This is a genomic window from Halopseudomonas pachastrellae (assembly GCF_900114765.1).
GTDB lineage: Bacteria > Pseudomonadota > Gammaproteobacteria > Pseudomonadales > Pseudomonadaceae > Halopseudomonas > Halopseudomonas pachastrellae.
In genome coordinates, this window is sequence record NZ_FOUD01000024.1 from 19889 (window position 1) to 40169 (window position 20281).

The 20281-nt window shown below is 62.0% G+C and carries 20 protein-coding genes; 14 read left to right on the forward strand and 6 right to left on the reverse strand.

The genetic code is table 11. From position 1 onward, the window contains the following. The first annotated feature begins 117 nt into the window (after positions 1–117). Positions 118–1437, forward strand: a complete 1320-nt coding sequence (locus BM116_RS16860; RefSeq protein WP_083728840.1) for an MFS transporter — start codon at positions 118–120, stop codon at positions 1435–1437. Then, positions 1434–3698, forward strand: coding sequence for a glucosylglycerol-phosphate synthase (ggpS, locus tag BM116_RS16865; RefSeq protein WP_090475272.1), 2265 nt, complete (start codon positions 1434–1436; stop codon positions 3696–3698). The genes BM116_RS16860 and ggpS overlap by 4 nt, the downstream gene beginning before the upstream one ends. A gap of 66 nt (positions 3699–3764) precedes the next feature. Here ggpS and BM116_RS16870 read toward each other — a convergent pair whose 3' ends face one another. Then, positions 3765–5627 carry a choice-of-anchor I family protein gene (locus tag BM116_RS16870; RefSeq protein WP_083729226.1) on the reverse strand — a complete coding sequence of 621 codons (1863 nt, stop codon included), beginning with the start codon at positions 5625–5627 and terminating at the stop codon, positions 3765–3767. 128 nt (positions 5628–5755) lie between these two features. Between BM116_RS16870 and BM116_RS16875 the strand changes: the two genes are divergently transcribed. From BM116_RS16875 to BM116_RS19355, 7 genes are all read left to right on the forward strand, one after another. Next, a complete protein-coding gene (locus BM116_RS16875) occupies positions 5756–6367 on the forward strand; it encodes a DNA-J related domain-containing protein (protein ID WP_083729228.1) in 612 nt (203 codons plus the stop codon). A 139-nt stretch (positions 6368–6506) separates the two neighbouring features. Beyond that, complete coding sequence (locus tag BM116_RS16880; RefSeq protein WP_083729230.1) at positions 6507–7106, forward strand: Yip1 family protein; 600 nt, start codon at positions 6507–6509, stop codon at positions 7104–7106. Between the two features lie 138 nt (positions 7107–7244). After that, entirely contained in the window at positions 7245–8069 is an 825-nt protein-coding gene (ttcA, locus tag BM116_RS16885; protein ID WP_083729232.1) for a tRNA 2-thiocytidine(32) synthetase TtcA, read from the forward strand. Positions 8070–8084: 15 nt separating this feature from the next. Further along, entirely contained in the window at positions 8085–8756 is a 672-nt protein-coding gene (locus BM116_RS16890) for a DNA-3-methyladenine glycosylase I (RefSeq protein WP_083729234.1), read from the forward strand. 113 nt (positions 8757–8869) lie between these two features. Further along, the gene (locus BM116_RS16895) at positions 8870–9394 is read left to right on the forward strand and encodes a C40 family peptidase (protein ID WP_083729236.1); all 525 of its coding nucleotides are present in this window, start codon (positions 8870–8872) and stop codon (positions 9392–9394) included. A 20-nt stretch (positions 9395–9414) separates the two neighbouring features. After that, entirely contained in the window at positions 9415–9996 is a 582-nt protein-coding gene (locus BM116_RS16900; RefSeq protein WP_083729238.1) for a GNAT family N-acetyltransferase, read from the forward strand. Positions 9997–9999: 3 nt separating this feature from the next. After that, positions 10000–10230: a cysteine-rich CWC family protein gene (locus BM116_RS19355; RefSeq protein ID WP_090475274.1), complete on the forward strand. Its 231-nt coding sequence runs from the start codon at positions 10000–10002 to the stop codon at positions 10228–10230. Position 10231: 1 nt separating this feature from the next. Here BM116_RS19355 and BM116_RS16910 read toward each other — a convergent pair whose 3' ends face one another. Together BM116_RS16910 and BM116_RS16915 are read right to left on the reverse strand one after the other, a co-directional pair. Then, on the reverse strand, positions 10232–10825 hold the full coding sequence (locus BM116_RS16910; RefSeq protein WP_083729240.1) for a class I SAM-dependent methyltransferase: 594 nt from the start codon (positions 10823–10825) through the stop codon (positions 10232–10234). A gap of 53 nt (positions 10826–10878) precedes the next feature. Next, positions 10879–11958: a patatin-like phospholipase family protein gene (locus BM116_RS16915; RefSeq protein WP_083729242.1), complete on the reverse strand. Its 1080-nt coding sequence runs from the start codon at positions 11956–11958 to the stop codon at positions 10879–10881. 128 nt (positions 11959–12086) lie between these two features. On the opposite strand from BM116_RS16915, the gene BM116_RS16920 reads away from it, so the two are divergent. Genes BM116_RS16920 through BM116_RS16935 form a run of 4 tightly spaced genes read left to right on the forward strand, consistent with a single transcriptional unit; the run spans position 12087 to position 14695 of the window. Continuing rightward, positions 12087–12398, forward strand: coding sequence for a PepSY domain-containing protein (locus BM116_RS16920; protein ID WP_083729244.1), 312 nt, complete (start codon positions 12087–12089; stop codon positions 12396–12398). After that, positions 12364–12702, forward strand: coding sequence for a PepSY domain-containing protein (locus tag BM116_RS16925; protein ID WP_083729246.1), 339 nt, complete (start codon positions 12364–12366; stop codon positions 12700–12702). The genes BM116_RS16920 and BM116_RS16925 overlap by 35 nt, the downstream gene beginning before the upstream one ends. Beyond that, the gene (locus BM116_RS16930; RefSeq protein ID WP_083729248.1) at positions 12702–13373 is read left to right on the forward strand and encodes a response regulator transcription factor; all 672 of its coding nucleotides are present in this window, start codon (positions 12702–12704) and stop codon (positions 13371–13373) included. Before BM116_RS16925 ends, BM116_RS16930 begins: the two co-directional genes overlap by 1 nt. Further along, complete coding sequence (locus tag BM116_RS16935) at positions 13370–14695, forward strand: sensor histidine kinase (protein ID WP_090475276.1); 1326 nt, start codon at positions 13370–13372, stop codon at positions 14693–14695. The genes BM116_RS16930 and BM116_RS16935 overlap by 4 nt, the downstream gene beginning before the upstream one ends. A 7-nt stretch (positions 14696–14702) precedes the next feature. Here BM116_RS16935 and BM116_RS16940 read toward each other — a convergent pair whose 3' ends face one another. Beyond that, positions 14703–15866 (reverse strand): EAL domain-containing protein, encoded by a 1164-nt coding sequence (locus tag BM116_RS16940; protein WP_083728973.1) that lies wholly within the window; start codon positions 15864–15866, stop codon positions 14703–14705. A gap of 658 nt (positions 15867–16524) precedes the next feature. Here BM116_RS16940 and BM116_RS16945 point away from each other — a divergent pair. Continuing rightward, positions 16525–17733, forward strand: a complete 1209-nt coding sequence (locus BM116_RS16945) for an ammonium transporter (RefSeq protein ID WP_083728975.1) — start codon at positions 16525–16527, stop codon at positions 17731–17733. Positions 17734–17838: 105 nt separating this feature from the next. Here the strand turns inward: BM116_RS16945 and fabI are convergent, their stop codons facing one another. Next, the gene (gene fabI / locus BM116_RS16950) at positions 17839–18633 is read right to left on the reverse strand and encodes an enoyl-ACP reductase FabI (RefSeq protein WP_083728977.1); all 795 of its coding nucleotides are present in this window, start codon (positions 18631–18633) and stop codon (positions 17839–17841) included. Positions 18634–18646: 13 nt separating this feature from the next. Next, on the reverse strand, positions 18647–20281 hold the full coding sequence (locus BM116_RS16955; protein WP_083728979.1) for an ABC transporter ATP-binding protein: 1635 nt from the start codon (positions 20279–20281) through the stop codon (positions 18647–18649).

Sequence of the window (20281 nt, forward strand, 5' to 3'; positions counted from 1 at the left end):
GCTGGTCAGCGCGGCCCGGATTGCGGTAGGGTGTTTACAGCTGAATATAAATATTGCACATAAATTTGCACCCCCAAATCCTGCCTGGACCCGACGCCACCAAGGAGATTCGGTTCCATGCTTCGACTCGTAGTGCCCATTGCGGCCCTGCTGTGCGGCATCGCTCTGTTGCTGCTGGGTACCGGCCTGCTCAATACGCTGCTCGCCCTGCGCGGTAGTGCCGAAGGTTTCAGCGACCAGACGCTCGGTCTGCTGGGTTCCGCCTACTTTGCCGGTTTTATTCTCGGTACCTGGTTATGTCCGCGGCTGATTCGCCGCATGGGACATGTTCGTGCCTTTACCTTTCTCGCTGCGGCCGAGGCGGCCTGCGTGCTGATCCACCTGTTGTGGATGCTGCCTGGCGTCTGGCTGCTGCTGCGGGTGATGACCGGGGTTGCGCTGGTCGGCATCTACACCGTGATCGAAAGCTGGCTCAACACCCAGGCGCCGCCGGAGCGGCGCGGACAGGTATTTGCCTGCTACATGGCGATCAACCTGGGCTCGCTGGCGCTGGCCCAGCAACTGCTGAATTGGGACAGCCCGCTTAACTTCACGCTGTTTGTGATTGCCGCGATGCTGGTGGTGCTGGCGGTGATGCCGGTATCGGCCACCCGCCTGTCGCAACCGGTCATTACCGATACCCCGGCCCTGTCACTGCGCCGTCTCTGGGAGGCCGCGCCCGTGGCCTGTGCCGGGGCTTTGCTGTCCGGGCTGGGCATGGGCGGCTTCTGGGGGCTTGGTGCGGTGTACGCCACGCGCATGGGCATGGATACCGCGCAGATTGCCGGGTTTGTATCGCTGGTGATTGTCGCTGGTGCGCTGGCCCAGTGGCCCATGGGGCGGCTGTCGGACAGCATCGACCGGCGCCGTGCGCTGGTGATCATTGCCGGCAGTGCCGCAGTCGGCGGCCTGCTGATGGCGGCGCTCGGCCCGTTCGGGTTGTGGCTGCTGCTGGGTGCAGCGGTGTTTGGTGCCGGCTCCTTCTCGGTCTACCCGGCGGTGGTGGCGCACCTGATCGATCATTTACACCAGGAAGATATTCTCTCGGGTAACGCGGCATTGCTGATGCTGCACGGCGTTGGGGCGGCAATAGGGCCGGCACTGGCAGGCCTGTTGATGAGCGCCACGCCGGTGGCCTTGCCGCTGTTCTTTACGCTGATGTTTGCACTCTGTGCCCTTTATGCCGGCTGGCAGCTGCGGGCCGGCCGTGACCGTATTGTCGATGGCGCCGCCCACCAGGTGCCCATGGTGCGTACCTCCACCGCCGTGCTGGAGATGATGCTGGAAGAGGCGGGTGGTGATGAGCCTGACGCCGCTGCGCGCACCGAAGAGCCTGCCGCTGAAGCCGAGCAGGCACCCGACACCGATTCCGATGCAACAGGGAGACCTCAATCATGATGTTGGCTACTGACCTGGATGGAACCTTTCTTGCTGGCGACCCCGACAATCGTCAGCGCCTTTACCAACTGATCAGCGCGCACCCGGGGATCACCCTGGTGTTTGTTACCGGCCGCGGTCTTGAGGTGGTGGTGCCGTTGCTCTCGGACCCGGCGATACCGCAACCCGATTACATCATCTGCGATGTCGGTGCGACCGTGGTGGATGGCAAGACCTTGCAGCCGGTCTACCCGGTGCAGAGCGAGATTGATGCGCGCTGGCCGGGCGAGCAGCTTATTCTGCAGAAACTGGCCGCCTTCCCCGGGCTGGAGCGTCAGCAGGTGCCGCAGCAGCGCCGCTGCTCCTGGTTCTGTGAGCCGGATGCGGTAACCGACGAGCTGCGCGCTGCTGTCGAGGCGCTGGACTGCGACCTGCTGTTTTCCGCCGGCATGTATCTGGATTGCTTGCCCCGTGGCGTCAACAAGGGCAGTACCCTGCAACGGCTGGTTGAGCACCTGGATGAGTCGCTGGACGATGTGCTGGTAGCCGGCGACACCCTGAATGACCTGTCGATGTACGAGCAGGGCTTCAAGGGCGTGTGCGTCGGTGAGTCAGAGGCCGCCCTGCTGGAAGCCACCGGTGACCGCGCCAAGGTACTGCACGCCCGTCTGAGCGGCTGCGGTGGGATTCTAGAGGCGATATCGCATTTCGGCTTTCTTGGCCCGCTGGGCGTGGATTCAGAGCTGCGCGACCTGCAGATCAAGGGCAAGGCGGACCTGGTGATGGTGTACCACCGCCTGCCTTACGAGGAGGTGGAGCAAGACGGCAAGGTGATACGCCGCCCGCCGTCCTCACCCAACGGGATTCTGCCGACGCTGCTGAGCTTTTTTGCCGGTGATCAGCAGGGCTCCTGGGTGGCCTGGTCGATCCATGACCCGCGCCGGCGCGAAGGCTTTGAGGTGCACACCAAGGTGGATGCCGAGCGCTATCCCAATCTGGTTGCCGCGCGGGTGGCGCTGACCAAGGAAGACGTCGACGTGTTCTACAAGCGCTTCTCCAAAGAGGCGTTCTGGCCGACCCTGCACACCTTCTGGGAGCGCGCCGTGTTCCGTGAAGAGGACTGGGCGGTATTTCTCAAGGTCAATCGCCTGTTTGCCGAGCGCACGGCCGCTGAGGCGGCGCAGGGCGCGGTGGTCTGGCTGCACGACTACAACCTGTGGATGGTGCCCGCGTTCTTGCGACCGCTGCGTCCGGATCTGAATATCGCCTTTTTCCATCACACCTACTTCCCGTCGGCGGACGTATTCAACGTGCTGCCCTGGCGCCGCGAAATCATCGGCAGCCTGCTGCAGTGCGACTACATCGGCTTTCATATTCCCCGTCAGGCTGAGAACTTTGTTGACGTGGTACGCGGTGTCGCGCCGCTGGAGGTGGTGGAAGAAACCGGCTGTGCGCCGCGCTACCTGACTTACGGCTGCGCGGTGGGGCTGGAGCGCATGGCCACGCGCATCAAAGTGCACGGCCGCGAGATCGGACTGGGCGCGCATCCGGTCGGGCTGGATGTTGATCGTGTGCAGCAGGTACTTGACAGCGAGGTCTGTCAGGAGCAGATCACCATGCTGCGCAAGGAGCTGGAAGGTATCCGCGTGGTGCTGTCGGTCGAGCGGCTCGATTACACCAAGGGCACCTACGCCAAACTGCTGGCCTTTGAAGCGCTGCTGGAGGCGCACCCGGAGCTGATCGGCAAGGTCAGCCTGATCACCATCTGCGTGCCGGCGGCCCGCGAGATGACCATCTATGCCGAGCTGTTGGGCCAGATCGAGCAGGCGGTGGGGCGCATCAACGGACGGTTCTCGCGGGTTGGCTGGACGCCGGTGCAGTTTTTCTACCGCGCCGTGCCCTTCGACCAGCTGGTGGCCTATTACCTGATGGCGGATGTGATGTGGATTACGCCGCTGCGGGACGGGCTGAATCTGGTTGCCAAGGAATACGTGGCAACCCAGGGGCTCTGTGGTGGCGCCGGGGTGCTGGTGCTATCGGAGTTTGCCGGTGCCGCCGCCGAGCTGCACGGGGCGCTGTTGACCAACCCGCATGATCCGCATGACCTGCGCGACGGCCTCTATATCGGCCTGACACTGGGCCGTGCCGAACGCGAAGCGCGGCTGCGCGAGCTGTTTGGGGTGGTGCAGCACAACGATATTCGTCGATGGGGCGATGAGTTCTTGCAGGCGGTACGTGGGGTGCACCGCGAGGCGCTTGAGCATAGCGACGAGGTGGCCTAGCCGCAAATGAACAGGGCCGGCCACGTGGCCGGCCCTGTGGGCTAACAAAGCATTAGGAGCGCTTTGTTAAGGTAGTACCTGATTGATCTGGTACACGGTGGTGGTGCCACTGACTTCGTGACCGACGATCAGCAGAGCTTCACCGTTCGGTGAATCCTCGGCAGAGACAAACACCAGACCTTCGGGCCCCAGGTCACCGGCATCGGCCAGCACGGACTCGGTGTCTTCAGTGTTCCAGTCGGCGCGGGTGTTCAGGTAGTCCACCATTTCAGGCGCGGTCGGGTCGGTGATATCCCATACCATCACGCCGCCCATACGCTCCAGACCCAGGAAGGCAAAGGTCTTCTCGCCCAGCTGGCCGATAGTGACGCCTTCGGGCTCCGGGCCCTTGTTATCACTGCGGTTGTCGAACACGTCACCTTCATCGTGGGTCGAGTTGAAATAGTCGGCGCAGGGGATATCGCGGCTGGCGCCCAGCATGCAGTCGGCGCTGGCAATGTATTGCTCGAAGGCATCACCCGAATCCCACACCAGCGCACCATCGGCATCGCGGATCGAGAACGAGCGAGCGCCGTAGGCGTACAGGTTGTCGTACATCAGGCGGTCACCCGCGACGTTTTCATTGCCGGCGGCATCGAACATCACCGGGTTGCCGGCGGCGTCCTTGCGATAGCCATCGGTCCAGGCAACGGTCAGGCGGCCGAGCAGCTCGTCTTCACGGCAGTCGCCGGGATCTGCGGCAGTGGCACCGCAGTAGCTGAAGGTGGTGGGGTTGAGCAGGGCGCCGGCTGCCAGTTCACGCAGTTGCGGCGGCAGGTCGTCGCCGGCGCGGCGGTCAAAGCCACTGGCGTGCACCAGGTGCTTGACGCGGAATTCCTCGACAAAGCCCTTGCTGGCATCGCCGGCCCAGTAGGCGTCATCATCCTCGCCCCAGGCGCGTGAGTCGCCTTCGTTGGCGGTGACCAGATAGGTGTTGCCACCGGCGCTGTAGGCGGCAATGGCATCAGGCTGGTACATGCCGAGCACACCGGGCCAGGTGGTGATGTTGATTTCGCCGTCTTCGTCACTGACATCAAGGCCGTTGCCTGCTACTCCGTGGTCCTTGTAGCCCAGTGGCAGGATGTCGGTAACGGTGGCGCTGGCAATGTCGATCTTGGCCAGTGCGTTGTTCTCCTGCAGCGCAACCCAGGCGGTAGTGCTGTCCTCGGAGATGGCGATGTACTCGGGCTCCAGGTCCTGCTCGACGCTGGCATTGGGGCCAAAAATACGCACGCCAGCCTGGATCAGCTCGTCGCGGCGAGCGTTGAAGCTGCTGAAGGTGGCGGTTCTGACTTCGACGATCTCATCGTCGGTCAGGCTCAGGATGCTGATGGAGCCGACCGGGTCAACGCTGTAGTCGTTGTTCGGCTCACCTTCGTTGGCGGTCAGCAGGTACTGGCCATCGGGGCTGAAGGTCAGCATATCGGGCTGTGCGCCGACCTGCGCGGAGCCAAGCAGCTCAAGGGTTGTGGCGTCGTACAGGGCGACAAAGCCGTTGTCTGTCTTGGGTGAGGCTTCGATGGCTACAGCCAGGTAGCCGCCCTTGTAGGCGATGCTGTTGACCACGGCGTCAGCGGCGACGTCGGCAGCGGTCAGGGTATCGATCAGCGTCGGGTTGGCCGGGTCTGTTGCATCCAGCACATCGACCGCACCTTTTTGTGCATTGACGATGAAAATGCGCTTGTTGACCGGGTCAAAGGCCGGGATCTCGGCGGCGCTTTCGGCGAAGATGCCGGCGCTGTAGCGGCCCAGGAAGCTCAGGTTGATGCTGTCAGGGGTGACTGCCGCTGGCGGTTCGACCACGGCGTCGTCATTGTCACTGTCGCTGTTGCAGCCGGCCAACGCGGCCAGCATGGCGGTGGTCGTCGCGGCGAGTACCCATCTGTTCATTTTTTACTGTCCTTGCTGAGGTCTTGGAAGGTGACAGTGATACGCACTTGGCGTGACAGGGGCTTGTCGCTTTGATGGCAAAGTGATGACGGTTTGGGTGAGGTGGCTGGCGCTGATACACTCCGGCGATGACCGAGGTATACCCGCAAGACCTGGTGCCGGATGATTTCAGTGCGCAGTTGCGCGCGATCTTGCAGGCCCACCCCCAAGGGATAAGCGAACATCAGCTGTTGCAGGTGCTGGCCCAGCAGCTGCCCGGCTCTTTGTTTGCCGAGCCCGGTGCATTGCGCGAGCCGTTGCAGCTGTTTCGTCTGCACTTTCTGCTGTTCAACCGCCTGTACCACCTGGCTGATGAGGTGGCCGAGGAGCAGTTGAGTTTGGACATCCATGTATTGAAGATCGCCCTGCGCGCACGTCCGCCGGGCGAGGCGGCGGTGCAGCTGGATGATCCGCTGCGCCGTTATTACCAGGACTGGGAGCAGTGGCGCCAGACCAACGCCGATGATGTGCAGCACCTGCTCGACGGCTTCTGGCGCGGACGTGGAGCAATCTCCGACGCTGAAGTAGAACAGGCCCTGGAGGTCATGGGCTTTGACCGGGCGCCCGCACCGGCAGCCCTGAAGCAGCGCTACCGCAGCCTGCTCAGCCGGCATCACCCGGACCGTGGCGGCAGCACGGCGCAGGCGCAGGAAATCAATCGCGCGATGCTAATTCTGCAACGCTATTACCGCAAAACCTGAAGTCGCCAATCTCTCTAAGCAGGGTCTGATCTACCGCACGCTTTTTGACTATAGTCAGTACAGGGCTGCGCCAAGGCGCGTCCGGTACTCCTGTCGGAGCTGTCCGGCCGGGGCTTAATAATAATGAGGAGGTCAGACCATGATCCATCATGTAGTGGGGCTGTTTACCCATCCTGACGAGGAGTGGAAGGAAATCAGGGGTGAGGAAGAAAGCATCGGACACATGTACCTAACCCATGTGTTGCTGCTGGCAGCCATTCCGGCTGTATCCGCCTATATAGGCACCACCCAGATCGGCTGGACCGTCGGCACGCCGGAGGCGGTTAAACTGACCCAAGCCAGTGCGCTGCAGATGACAGTGCTGTCCTACCTGGCAATGCTGGCTGGTGTGGCCGTCATGGGTGCCTTTATCCACTGGATGGCGCGTACCTACGACGCCAGCCCGACCTTCAACGACTGCGTGATCTTTGCTGCCTACACCGCAACACCGCTGTTCATCGCGGGCGTGGCTGCGCTTTATCCGAGCCTGTGGCTGGGTATGCTGGTTGGCACGGCAGCCATCTGTTACACGGTTTACCTGCTCTATCAGGGCATTCCCATCTTCATGGACATTCCCAGTGATGAGGGCTTCCTGTTCTCCAGTTCGGTGCTTGCGGTCGGATTGGTTGTACTGGTGGCCATGATGGCGACCTCGGTCATCTTCTGGGGCTTTGGCGTGGGGCCTGTGTACCTGCGTTAATCAAGCCTATAGGGCTATCTTCTCCAGGCCTGCCTGAGCCGGCATCAGCCCCCGTCAGTCGCACTGACGGGGGCTGATGTTTTTATGGTCAGCGCTTTCCAGTAAACTGCCGGCTTTTGCCAGACCGGTGCCCTGTCCATGAGTCGTCTCAGCGTCAACCAGAACAAGCTGCAAAAACGTTTGCGTCGCCTGACCGCCGAAGCGGTTACCGACTACAACATGATCGAGGATGGCGACAAGGTCATGGTCTGCCTCTCCGGCGGCAAGGACAGCTACACCATGCTCGACATGCTGCTGTACCTGCAAAAGGTCGCGCCGATCAAGTTTGAGCTGGTTGCCGTCAATATGGACCAGAAGCAACCGGGCTTTCCGGAAGAGGTATTGCCGGCCTACCTGGACAGTATTGGTGTGCCGTACCACATCCTTGAACGCGACACCTACTCGATCGTCAAGGAGAAGGTGCCCGAGGGCAAGACCACCTGTTCGCTCTGCTCGCGCCTGCGCCGGGGCAACCTGTATACCTTTGCCGATGAAATCGGCGCGACCAAGATGGCGCTCGGGCACCACCGTGACGACATCATCGAGACTTTCTTCCTCAACATGTTCTACGGCGGCAACCTCAAGGCCATGCCGCCCAAGCTGCGTTCGGATGATGGCCGCAACGTGGTGATTCGCCCGCTGTCGTACTGCAACGAAGCGGACATCGAAGCCTATGCCCAGCTGCAGGGTTTTCCGATCATCCCCTGTAACCTCTGTGGCTCGCAGGAGAACCTGCAGCGCAAGGTGGTCAAGGACATGCTGCAGGGCTGGGAGCGTGCCACGCCCGGCCGACTGGAGAATATCTTCCGCTCGCTCAAGCATGTGCAGCCCTCGCAGCTGGCTGATACCGCCCTGTATGACTTTGCCAGCCTGCGTATCGATGAGCAGGCGGCGTCCCGTGTGCTCAACGTCATGAACCTCTGATAGCGGGAGCTGTCGATGCAGGACTATCGCTGGCTGCACGAGTACTGCCTGAATCGCTTTGGCTCGGCGCAGGCGCTGGAGGCGCTGTTGCCCCAGCCGCGAACCGCGGATGAGCTGCGTGCCATTGCCGATGATCGCTACCTGTCGACCATCGCGCTGCGGGTATTTCGGGCGGGGCTGAGGCATAGCCTGGTAGACGCCAAGTGGCCGGCCTTTGAAGAGGCCTTCTTTGGGTTTGCCCCGGAGAAAGTCGTGCTGATGAGCGCCGAGCACATCGAGCGGCTGATGCAGAACACCCGCCTGATTCGCCATCTTGGCAAGTTGCGCAGCGTGCCACGCAACGCCCAACTGGTGCTGGATATTCGCGCCGAGTACGGCAGTATGGGCAACCTGATCGCTGACTGGCCGGAGGACGATATCGTCGGGCTCTGGCGTTTACTGGCCAGGCGCGGCGCGCAGTTGGGCGGACAATCCGCACCGCGCCTGCTGCGCATGCTGGGCAAGGATACCTGGGCTCCCAGTGAGGATGTGGTTGCCGCGCTGAAGGCGCAGGGCATTATCGACAAGATGCCCAGCAGTCAGCGTGATCAGGCTGCAGCGCAGGCAGCCTTCAATCAATGGCGTGAGCAAAGCGGTCGGCCCTTGTGTCAGCTGTCTGCGATGCTGGCGTTTACCGTGAACCATTGATCAGAAAAAGGCAGCTGATCTGTGGCTTGGCGTGGCAAGTTAAAGTAAATTCTTGACCTTGGGCGCTTGAGCGTCCATTTTTTAATCAAATCCCTCGGGCTGGAGGTTGCCGGATGCGGCACAGTGCGCTGTTGATCCTGTTTCTGACCGCTGTTCTGGCAGGCTGCTCCAGTGCGCCCAAAAGTCCTCCCGTCGCAGTGTCTGCACCGGTGCGTACCTTGCCCACGGTGACCCCCTCCGACTCTTCGCAGATCCTTGGTAATGATGTGGTCTTTCAGGCTTTCAGTCTGGTCGGTACCCCTTATCGTTGGGGCGGCACCTCGCCCGAAACCGGTTTTGACTGCAGCGGCCTGATTCAGTACGTCTACCGCGAAGCGGCCGGTATGAGCCTGCCGCGTACCACCTCCGATCTCTATAACCTCAACGTAGCCCGTCCTGCCGAGAGCGCGCTGGCGCCAGGCGATCTGGTGCTCTTTGCCATGAATGGCGGGCGGGTAAACCACGCCGGTATCTACATCGGTGAAGGCCGCTTTCTGCATGCGCCCAGCACGGGCGGCGTGGTGCGCGTTGATGAGCTGGAATCCTCGTTCTGGCAGCGTACCTTCAAGGGTGCACGCCGCGTGATCGGAAATCACTGACCCGCTGTCTGGAGTCGATAATGTTTATTCAACCGGGGCCTCTGCGGGGCCGGCATGTTTTGCTGGAGCCGCTTGAGCTGGCGCACACTGCTGCGCTGCAACGCGCCGTTGCTGATGGAGAAAGCTGGAAGCTCTGGTACGCCAGTGTGCCCACGCCCGAGTCCATGCCAGAGTACGTTGAGCGTGCGGTGCAAGGTATGGAGCAGGGCAACCTTGCCTACGCGGTGCGCAGCCTTGCCAGCGGCGATATCGTGGGCTGCACGCGCTATTACGACGTGGATGCCGCCAACCGCCGGGCGTTGATTGGCTACACCTGGTATGCCGATGCGGCCCGGCGCACACCGGTCAACAGCGAGAGCAAGTTGCTTCTATTGCAGCACCTGTTTGAGGATGCCGGCGCCATCGCCGTTGAGTTGCGCACGCATTTCTTCAACCAGGCGTCGCGCACCGCTATCGAGCGGCTGGGGGCCAAGCAGGATGGTGTTCTGCGCAGCCACCAGATTCTGCCTGACGGCTCTATTCGCGATACCGTGGTGTACTCCATCGTCGCCAGCGAATGGCCGGCGGTGAAGAACAACCTGCTGAGCCGTCTGGCAGGCTGACGGGTGCAACTGGCGCCTGCGGGTGTTGATGCGGCGCGTTGCCCTTTCTGCGCGGGCGCCAATGCCTGCGCTGCCGAGACGGGTAGCTGCTGGTGCTTTGACCTGTTAGTTCCCGAGGCTCTGTTGGCCCTGGTGCCGAGTAAACAGCGCAATCGCGCCTGTATCTGCCAGAACTGTGTGCGTGCCTTCACCCGCGACCCTGACGGCTTTACAGAGCGCTATCGCAAGCGCTGAGTCAGCGCTTGCGCAGTAACACGACATCCGCTCCCACCATCTCCAACTCGGCCTGCCAGTGTTGCGCCAGCCAGTGAAAGCTGTGCTCGCTGAAAAAGCTGATATGGGTCGGGTCGCTCTTGTAGTGCCAGGTGCTGAAGGCCTCCGGGCTGGTTACCCGCTTGGTCATCAGCCCGAGCCAGCCGCCGGGCTTGAGACAACGCCAGAGCTGCTCCAGCACCGCACGCGGCGCAGCCAGATGCTCCACTACCTCGGTTGCGGTGATGAAGTCCCACTGCTGTTCAAGCGCTGCCGGGTTGGGGTGGTAGTAGAGGTCATGCAGGCTGACCTGATGCCCTTGCTCACGCAGCATCAAGGCCAGGGCCGGGCCCGGACCACAGCCAAAGTCGAGACCGCAGCTGGCCGGCGGCAGGCGCTGCAGCAGCGGCTCGGCCAGGCGCGAGAGAAAGCGCCGGTAGCCCGGATCATCCGGGTGGTTTTCGTGGCGGTCGTACTCGGCCTTTTCCTGCTTGGCAGTCAGTTGCCATTGCGCGGGCACGTGCACCATCAGACACCGCTCGCACTGCCAGTAGCTGCGCTTGCGGTCGCTGAGCATCCAGTGGGCCGGCGAGCTGCAGAGGGGGCAGGGCAGGGCCTGGTGCTGCGCTGTCACAGTGGCTTGATACGGTCTATCAGTTGCCCGGAGTCAGCCAGTTCCAGGAACTCGTCGCCCATGCGCTGGCTTTCACTCATTGCCTTGCGCCAGTACTTCTCGCGGCCGTCGTTATCGTAGACATAGCGGTTGAAGTCCTTGCGGTCCGGTAGCTTGCGGTGCGGCAGGCGTTCCAGATATTCGGGTGATGGCGCGAGCAGCAGTACGTCACGCAGTTGCTGGGCGTTGTGCTTGCGCCAGGGAATGGTCTTGTCAAACCAGCCAGGGATGACCCGGTCGATAAAGTGCGGATAAAGGATCACGCCCGGCGCGGTGTAGGGCAGGTCAAGATGGTAGTCGAGCAAGCCGCCGTCGCGGTAGACGCCGGGCTCGGCACCGGGAATGTCGCGCACCGCTTCCATCACCATGGGTATAGAGCCGGAGGCCAGCAGGGCCGAGCGCAGGTTGTTACTGGTCAGCTCGACATGCGCGCTGGTGAAGTCGCGCAGCTCTTCAAGGGCCGGCAGCTGGCGCGGGTCGTGCAGAATGACCCGTTCAAAGAAGCGGCCCAGGTGCCGGCGACCCAGCAGGTTGGCACCGATCACGCCGCCCAGGCCGAGGGCCAGGCGGGTACGTGAGTCATCGCGCAGCAGGCCGCGGCTTTTCACCACGACGATGTTCAGGCGGTAATGCGGGTTGCTGAGAATGGCGTCAAATTGCCCCTGCAGCAGCTCGTCGATCATCTGGCCGCAGGCAGCACTGATGGTCTGGATAGTGACGCCCTTGGGAAAGCGCATGGCGGTGTACAATTCGCCAAGCTGGCGCAGGGTCTGCACCGGGTCCGGCATGCAGGCACTGGCGAAGCGCCAACTGCCGATGGAGGCGCCGATCAGGCTGCGCGGCTGCGGTGCGCGCGGCAGCCATTCGCCGAACAGCGCCAAGTCCAGCCCTTGAATGCCGAGTGCCTTGGGGCCGCCGGCGGCACCGGGAATCATGTGCACATCGGCTGGCTGCAGGCCGTTTTCGCGGATGTGCTGAATGGCGCGCTGCCCTGCGCGGAGCGTCAACGCCGGTGCTTTAACCTGTATCGCTGTCATGCTGAGCGGGTTCCCTGTGGCTGCGCGCCCGATTTTAAGGTTGGTTTCAGCTGGTGGCTATAGTCTGAACCTGTCAGAAGGCGGTACCGAACGGTTCGGCACCACCAACACCAAGAGAGGAAATGACTATGTACAAGCAACTTGTTTCTCTGTCCTGCGCCGCCATCCTGGGTCTGGGTAGTGCTGCCGTGCTGGCAGACGACGATGTACGCATGGATGAGGTCCCCGGCCTGGTTGAGCAGGGTACCATTCAGTCACTGGAAAGCCTGAACGAAAAGGCACTGTCGGTGCAACCCGGCACCATCACCGATACCGATCTGGACAAGCACTATGGCCGCTATGTCTACGAAGTTGAAATCCGCGATGCCCAAGGGCAGGAGTGGGACATTGACCTGGATGCGAGCAATGGCGACGTTCTGGAACACCGCCGCGACGACTGATCCGCGGCGCATCAGCCGCCCACTGGCGTGGGCGCTGGTGCTGATTCCACTGAATGTCAGTGCACACGACCTGAGTCAGGACGAGGCGCTGGCACTGACCGAGCAGGGGCACATTGTGCCCCTGCAGGTGCTTGTGGATGATGCGCTGGAGCGATTCCCGGGGCGCCTGCTGGAAGCCGAGCTGGAACTTGATGACGGCATCTACATCTATGAAATCGAGGTGGTCACCCGTACGCGGCGGGTCATGGAACTGGAATACGACGCGACCACCGGCGAACTACTGGACGTGGAAGAGGATGATTGATGCGGCTGTTACTGGTTGAGGATAACGTGGCGCTGGCCGACAGTCTGCTGGCGGTGCTCAAGCGTGCGGGCTACGCAGTGGATTGGCGGGCCGATGGGCGTGATGCCCTGCTGCTCGGTGAGCAGGAACCCTATGATCTGGCCATTCTTGACCTTGGTTTGCCGGGCATGGACGGTCTGGAGATCCTGCGCAGTTGGCGGGCTGGCGGCAGCTCACTGCCGGTGCTGATCCTCACCGCCCGCAGCCGCTGGACCGAGCGCGTTGAAGGGTTGCAGGCCGGCGCCGATGACTACCTGACCAAGCCGTTCCACAACGAAGAGCTGGTGTTGCGGGTGCAGGCGCTGCTGCGACGAGCCCATGGCCGTGAGCCGCAAACCCTGCTCAGCGCTGCCGGTTTGCAGCTGGATGAAGCGCATCAGCAGGTCGTGCGCGCCGGGCAGGAGCCGGTCAGCCTGTCGGCGAGTGAGTTCAAGCTGCTGCGCTACTTCATGCTTAACCCGGGTAAGGTGCTGTCCAAAACCCGATTGGCAGAGCACCTGTACGACTACGAAGACGAGCGCGATTCCAATGTCATCGAGGTGCTGATCAACCACCTGCGCCGCAAGCTGGGCCGCGAGGCGATTGAAACGCGTCGCGGGCAGGGCTATGTGCTGGTGGGGGCTGGTGCGTGAAATCCATCAGCCGCCGTTTGACGCTTAGTCTGGTGCCGCTGTTGCTGGTCAGCGTGCTGCTGATTGTGCAGGGCGGTGTCTGGTTGTATGACCGGGCGCAGCGCGATTACCTGACCCAGCTGTTGCAGCGTGAGGCCGACAGCATGCTGGCTGCCCTGAGCCGTGGCAGCGACGGTCTGTTTCTGGATATGGATAAGGTTGACCCTGACTATCGACGCCCCTACTCGGGGCGTTATTTCGTTGTGCAGGGGCAGGAGAAGTGGCGTTCACGCTCACTCTGGGATCACCGTTTGCCGTTGCCGGGAGATGGCCTGCAGACCGAGTTGCTGCCAGGGCCGGATGGTCAGGAGCTGCTGGTCTGGTCCGGGGAATATCTCAAGGGCGGTGAGCGGCTGACCATCAGTGTAGCCATCGATTATGAGCCGTTGCTGGTTGAGTTTCGTCGGGCCAGCTGGTGGCTGAGCGGGCTCGGCGTGCTGGTAGTGCTGGTGGCTGCGGCGCTGCAGCACTGGTTTCTGCGCCGCTCGCTCGGGCCGCTGCGCAAGGTGCAGGGCGAGCTGGCGGAGTGGCGCAGCGGGGAGCGCCTGCAGCTGAACGAGCAGGTGCCGGAGGAACTGGCGCCGCTGGTGGCCGAAATCAACCACCTGGGCCAGCAGATTGAGTCCGTGCTGGAACGCGCGCGCAACAGCGCGGGTGATCTGGGCCATGCCCTGAAAACGCCGCTGGCGGTCATCGAGAGCCGTCTTGAGAGCCTCTCAGGGCAGCTGCCGCAGAGCGATTGGCAGGAGCTGCAGGCGCAGGTGCAGAGTATCCGCGCGCAGTTGGAGCGTACCCTGCAGCGCGCCCGGCTGGCGCCGGATCAGGCCCGCGGGCAGCGCTTTGCGCCGGGCGCTGACCTGACCGCTCTGGTGCAGACTCTGGAGAGTCTGTACCCGAATGGCCCGCAGATTCAGCTGCAGGGCGAGTTGTCCGGCAGTTGGCCCTTTGATCGCGAAGACCTGCTGGAACTGCTGGGTAATCTACTGGATAACGCCTGCAAATGGGCGCGCGCCGAGGTGCGGGTTGCCTGGCACTTGCGCGCCGATCAGCTCGATCTGGAGGTGGCCGACGACGGACCCGGTATTGCTCCGGCCGAATGTGACCAGGTGCTCGGACGCGGCGCGCGCCTGGATCAGCAAGCCCCGGGGCATGGGCTGGGCCTGGCGATTGTGCGGGATACGGTCGCGACCTATCAGGGCACGCTGGCGCTGGAGCAGGCCCCGGAAGGGGGCTTGCTGGTGCGTATCAGTCTGCCGCTGCAGCGCCGCCGGGGCAGCGCCTGAGCAGGCCTCAGAGCGCCGAGGCGTCGATGTCGACCAGTAGCAGGTGGCGGCTATCGTCGATGAACAGTCCGGAGGTCATGCAGTACTGGTTGGTGGTGGCGTCGCGGTAGCGGTTGGACAGGATCACGCGGCTGTCTTCGCCGGCCTCGGCCAGAATCTGATAGAAATACGGCCGCCAGGACCAGTTGTGGTCCAGATAGCGAGGGTCGGTCTGCCAGGCGCCATCGCGCCAGTCAAAGTTGGGGGAGATCTGCGTGCCCTCTGCGTCGCACAGAAAACAGCGCAACAGCCACGGGTAATTGCGTGGGTCGGGCAAGCGCGCAGGTTGGGCGCCCTGTTGTAGCCATTGGCGCAGTTCGGCAAACAGCTCTGCCAGTGAGCGGCGCAGGTGTGCCAGCTTTTCGCGCTCTGCCAGCTTGGCGTGAACGTAATGATCGCGCATCCGCGAGAACTGCTGCTGTACGGCTTCGCTGGGCAGGAAGTTCTCCGCCGGCTGACCAAACAGGTAGCCCTGCACGTAGCGGGCGCCGCACTCCAGCGCAAAGTGCAGCTCCTGCTCTGTCTCCACCCCTTCGGCGATGATCCAGCAGCCACTCTTTTCTGCCATCAGGGCCAGTGCGCGTACAAAGTCGCCGCTGTTGCCGTTGCCGGCGGCCGCCTGACGGAACAGCTGGATGTCCAGCTTGAGGATGTCGGGCTCCAGCGCCAGTACGCGGTCGAGCATGGAGTAGCCGGCGCCAAAGTCGTCAATGGCGATGCGAATGCCAGCGGCGCGGTAGCGTTGCACGACTTCACGCAGCTGCTCGATGCTGCCCTGCAGCTCGGTGATCTCAAACACCACCTGATCACTGGCAATGCCCATTTCTTCAAGCAGTTGCAGGCTGGGCAGTGGCTTGCCCGGTTGCAGCTGGCTGATCCAGGCGGGCGAGATGTTCAGGCTGAGAAACCCTTCGGGGGTATCGCGGAAGCGTTCCAGCGCCTGTCGGCGGATGCTGCGGTCCAGCTCCAGCAGGTCTTCCTGCGGCGTGGCCGGGTCGGTGAACAGCGGGCCGGCGCTGCGGACATTGCCCTCATCGTCGCGCAGGCGCGCCAAGGCTTCGTAGCCGGCAATGCGGCCAGTGGCGGTGTCGATCAAGGGCTGGAAGTAGGGCAGTGGCTGGCCTGTAAACACATCATTCTCCGGGGTCGGGACGTCGGGCGCTGACTGTATGCAAGATTATAGCCAAGCAGCTGGATGCTGCCGTGCTCAAGGACTTTGGGTCCGAGTGGCTGTCATTAAGGAAGCACTGATTAATTCTACATGCCCTCTGGCGTTCAGGCTGGGCTGCAATCAAGGCGTTATTTCGAAGGCATGTCGGGACCTGTCGAGAAATCACAACGCAGAGTGCGGCCCAGCCTGCACGCCCCGCAGGGCGAGCGCTCAAGCATGCATCTGCTGCGTTGCGCTGTTTGCCAATAGAACCGCTATTGGCTGCACATCGCGCCTTGCATCTGCACGCTTGAGCACTCGCAGAGAGCGTGTGGAATTAATCAGTGCTTCCTTAAGCTGTCATTGTGCGCTTGCAGTGCACGATTCTGCGCTTTTGGTATGACGATTGCACTAATCAGGGGAGTTGCAGGCTTGGTTGCGCGCCAACTTGGTGCCTTGCTGTTGCGGCAAGTGATCAGGATTGCATCTAACACTATGAAAAATAAATACAAATTAAATAAACCCTGAAAACCCGATTGCATCGACGCATTTTGCTGTTCGGGAGATATTGCACCAAATGTATGCGTATTGATGCGTCATGCACACATGGGGTGCGAATTGTTTGCAAGAGGCTGCTTGAATGGAAAACCTGCACAGCGCTGTCGAAACTCTGGTTCACGGTGCAAACACCCTGTTTATTCTGATGGGCGCGATCATGGTCCTGGCCATGCACGCCGGCTTTGCCTTTCTTGAGGTGGGTACGGTGCGGCAGAAGAACCAGGTCAACGCACTGTCAAAGATCATCAGCGACTTTGCCATTTCCTGCTTGGCGTATTTCTTCATTGGTTACTGGATTGCCTACGGCGCGACCTTCTTTACCGATGCCGCCACGCTGTCGCAGAACAACGGCTATGCGCTGGTCAAGTTCTTCTTCCTGATGACTTTTGCTGCGGCGATTCCGGCCATCATCTCCGGCGGTATCGCCGAGCGCGCCAAGTTTGCTCCGCAGCTGTGCGCATCGCTGCTGATTGTGGGCGTGGTCTATCCCTTTTTCGAAGGTATTGTCTGGAACGGCAACTACGGCTTCCAGGGCTGGCTTGAGGCGACCTTTGGGGCCGGTTTCCATGACTTTGCCGGCTCAGTGGTTGTGCACGCGGTAGGGGGCTGGATTGCCCTGGGCGCCGTGCTGCTGCTGGGGGCGCGAAACGGCCGTTATCGCGGTGGCCACGTGGTTGCCATGCCGCCGTCCAATATTCCGTTCCTGGCGCTGGGTGCGTGGATTCTGACCATCGGCTGGTTCGGCTTTAACGTGATGTCTGCGCAGACACTGGATGGCATCAGTGGCCTGGTGGCAGTGAACTCGTTGATGGCGATGGTTGGTGGCACGCTGGTGGCGCTGCTGGTAGGTCGTGCTGACCCGGGCTTTATTCATAACGGCCCGCTGGCCGGTCTGGTCGCGGTGTGCGCAGGCTCCGACCTGATGCACCCGCTGGGCGCATTGGCGACCGGTGCGGTGGCTGGTGGTCTGTTTGTCTGGACCTTCATCCTGACCCAGAATCGCTTCAAGATCGATGACGTGCTGGGTGTCTGGCCGCTGCATGGTTTGTGCGGCGTCTGGGGCGGCCTGGCGGCGGGTATCTTCGGCACCGAGGCGCTCGGCGGTCTGGGCGGTGTGAGCTTTATATCGCAGCTGATCGGTTCGCTGGCCGGTGTGGTGGTGGCCTTTACCGGCGGTCTGCTGGTCTACGGCGTAATCAAGTCGGTCGCCGGTCTGCGTCTGAGCGAAGAAGAGGAATACCAGGGCGCCGACCTGTCGATCCACAAGATTGGCGCGACCTCGGACGACTGATTGCTTTGCATTGCACCCGTGCTCTTGGCCTCGAATGTTGCGGGGGCAGGGGCACAAAAAAACCGGGCTGAGGCGCCCGGTTTTTTTCCCGCAAATAGCGGCGATTTACTCTTCCAGACCACCCATGGCGGTGATGTTGAAGCCACCGTCAACGTAGGTGATTTCACCGGACATGCCCGAGGCCAGGTCGGAGCAAAGGAAGGCGCCGACGTTGCCGACTTCTTCGATGGTGACGTTACGACGCAGCGGGGTTTGCGCGGCGTTGTGCGACAGCATCTTGCGGAAGCTCTTGATGCCGGAAGCGGCCAGGGTGCGGATCGGGCCGGCAGAAATGGCGTTTACGCGGGTGCCTTCCGGGCCCAGGCTGGTGGCCAGGTAGCGAACACCGGCTTCGAGGCTGGCCTTGGCCATACCCATAACGTTGTAGTTGGGCATGGTGCGCTCAGCGCCGAGGTAGGACAGGGTCAGTAGACTGCCGTTGCGGCCTTTCATCATCTCGCGACCGGCCTTGGCCAGGGCGACAAAGCTGTAGGCGCTGATGTCGTGGGCAATGCGGAAGCCTTCGCGGGTGGTGACTTCGGCGAAGTTGCCGTCCAGCTGGTCGCCGGGGGCGAAACCAACGGAGTGAACGATGCAATCCAGGCCATCCCACTTCTTGGCCAGCTCGACGAACACCTGTTCGATTTCGGCGTCATCAGCCACATCGCAGGGGAAGCACAGCTCAGGACCGGAGCCCCAGCCGGCAGCGAATTCTTCAACCCGGCCTTTCAGCTTTTCGTTCTGATAGGTGAAGGCCAGTTCGGCGCCCTCGCGGTGCATGGCGGCGGCGATGCCGGAGGCAATGGACAGTTTGCTGGCTACGCCAACGATGAGTACGCGCTTTCCGCTGAGAAATCCCATAGTGCTTTCCTGTTTAGTGCATGGCCGTATCGGCCCTGTTATCGGTTTGCGGCAGGGCAAAGGCCGCTTCCAGCAGCTGACGAGTATACGCGTGCTGCGGAGAAGCGAAGATGTCGCCTGCCGGTCCCTGTTCTACTACTTCGCCCTGGCGGATCACCATCAACTGATGGCTGAGAACCTTGACCACAGCCAGGTCGTGACTGATAAACAAATACGTCAGATTGTACTTCTGCTGCAGACTGCGCAGCAGCTCTACCACTTGCCCCTGTACCGTGCGATCCAGTGCCGAGGTCGGCTCATCCAGCAGGATCAGCTTGGGCTTGAGCACCAGTGCCCGGGCAATCGAGATCCGTTGGCGCTGGCCGCCGGAAAACTCGTGCGGATAGCGGTGTCGGGTCTCCGGATCCAGGCCGACTTCCTGCAAGGCCTGAATCACCATCTGTTCGCGCTCTGCCTCATTGCCGATGCGGTGAATCTCCAGCCCCTCGCTGATGATCTGGCCGACCGACATGCGCGGGCTCAGACTGCCATACGGGTCCTGAAACACCACCTGCAGCTCGCGGCGCAGTGGGCGTACTTCCTGCTGGCCAAGCCCATCCAGGCGCTTGCCGTCACATTCGATCAGGCCCTGGCTGTCGATCAGCCGCAGAATCGCCATGCCCAGGGTTGTTTTGCCCGAGCCGCTTTCACCGACAATGCCCAGGGTCTGCCCGCGGGGCAGACTGAAGCTGATGTCGGTGACCGCCTTGACGTGATCAACGGTACGTCGCAGTACGCCTTTTTTGATCGGAAACCACACCCGCACCTGCTCCGCCCGCAGAATATCGTCTGCATTCGGATCGACCGGCACCGGCTCTCCGCTGGGGTCGGCAGCCAGCAGCTGACGGGTGTAATCGTGCTGCGGCTTGCTGAACAGAGTAGCGCAATCGTTCTCTTCGACGACGTCACCGCGATACATGACACATACCCGGTGGGCAATTTTGCGGACCAGGTTCAGATCGTGGCTGATCAGCAGCATGGCCATGCCGAGTTTTTGCTGGAGTTCCTTGAGCAGTTCGAGGATTTTCAGCTGTACCGTGACATCCAGTGCGGTGGTCGGCTCGTCGGCGATCAGCAGCTCCGGTTCATTGGCCAGTGCCATGGCGATCATCACACGCTGGCGCTGGCCGCCGGACAGTTCATGAGGATAGGCGCCCAGGCGCTTGCGCGGCTCCGGAATGCCCACCAGCTCCAGCAGCTCCAGCGTGCGTTCACGCGCCTGCGCCTTGTTCAGCCCCTTGTGCAGGGCGAGCACCTCACCAATTTGCCGCTCCACGCTGTGCAGTGGATTGAGCGAGCTCATGGGCTCCTGAAAGATCATGGATATGCGGTTGCCGCGGACCTTGCGCAGCTGGTTTTCACCAGCTTTGAGCAGGTCATTGCCGTGAAACTCGATGCTGCCGCTCGGGTGTGAGGCGAGCGGGTAGGGCAGCAGGCGCAGAATGGAGTGCGCGGTTACCGACTTGCCCGAGCCGCTCTCACCGACCAGCGCCAGGGTCTGGCCGGGCTGAATATCAAAGCTGACATCCTTGACCGCCAAGACGCTGTCATCGCCCTGACGAAAGGCCACGCTGAGATTGCGGATGCTGATCAAAGGTTGTTCGCTCAT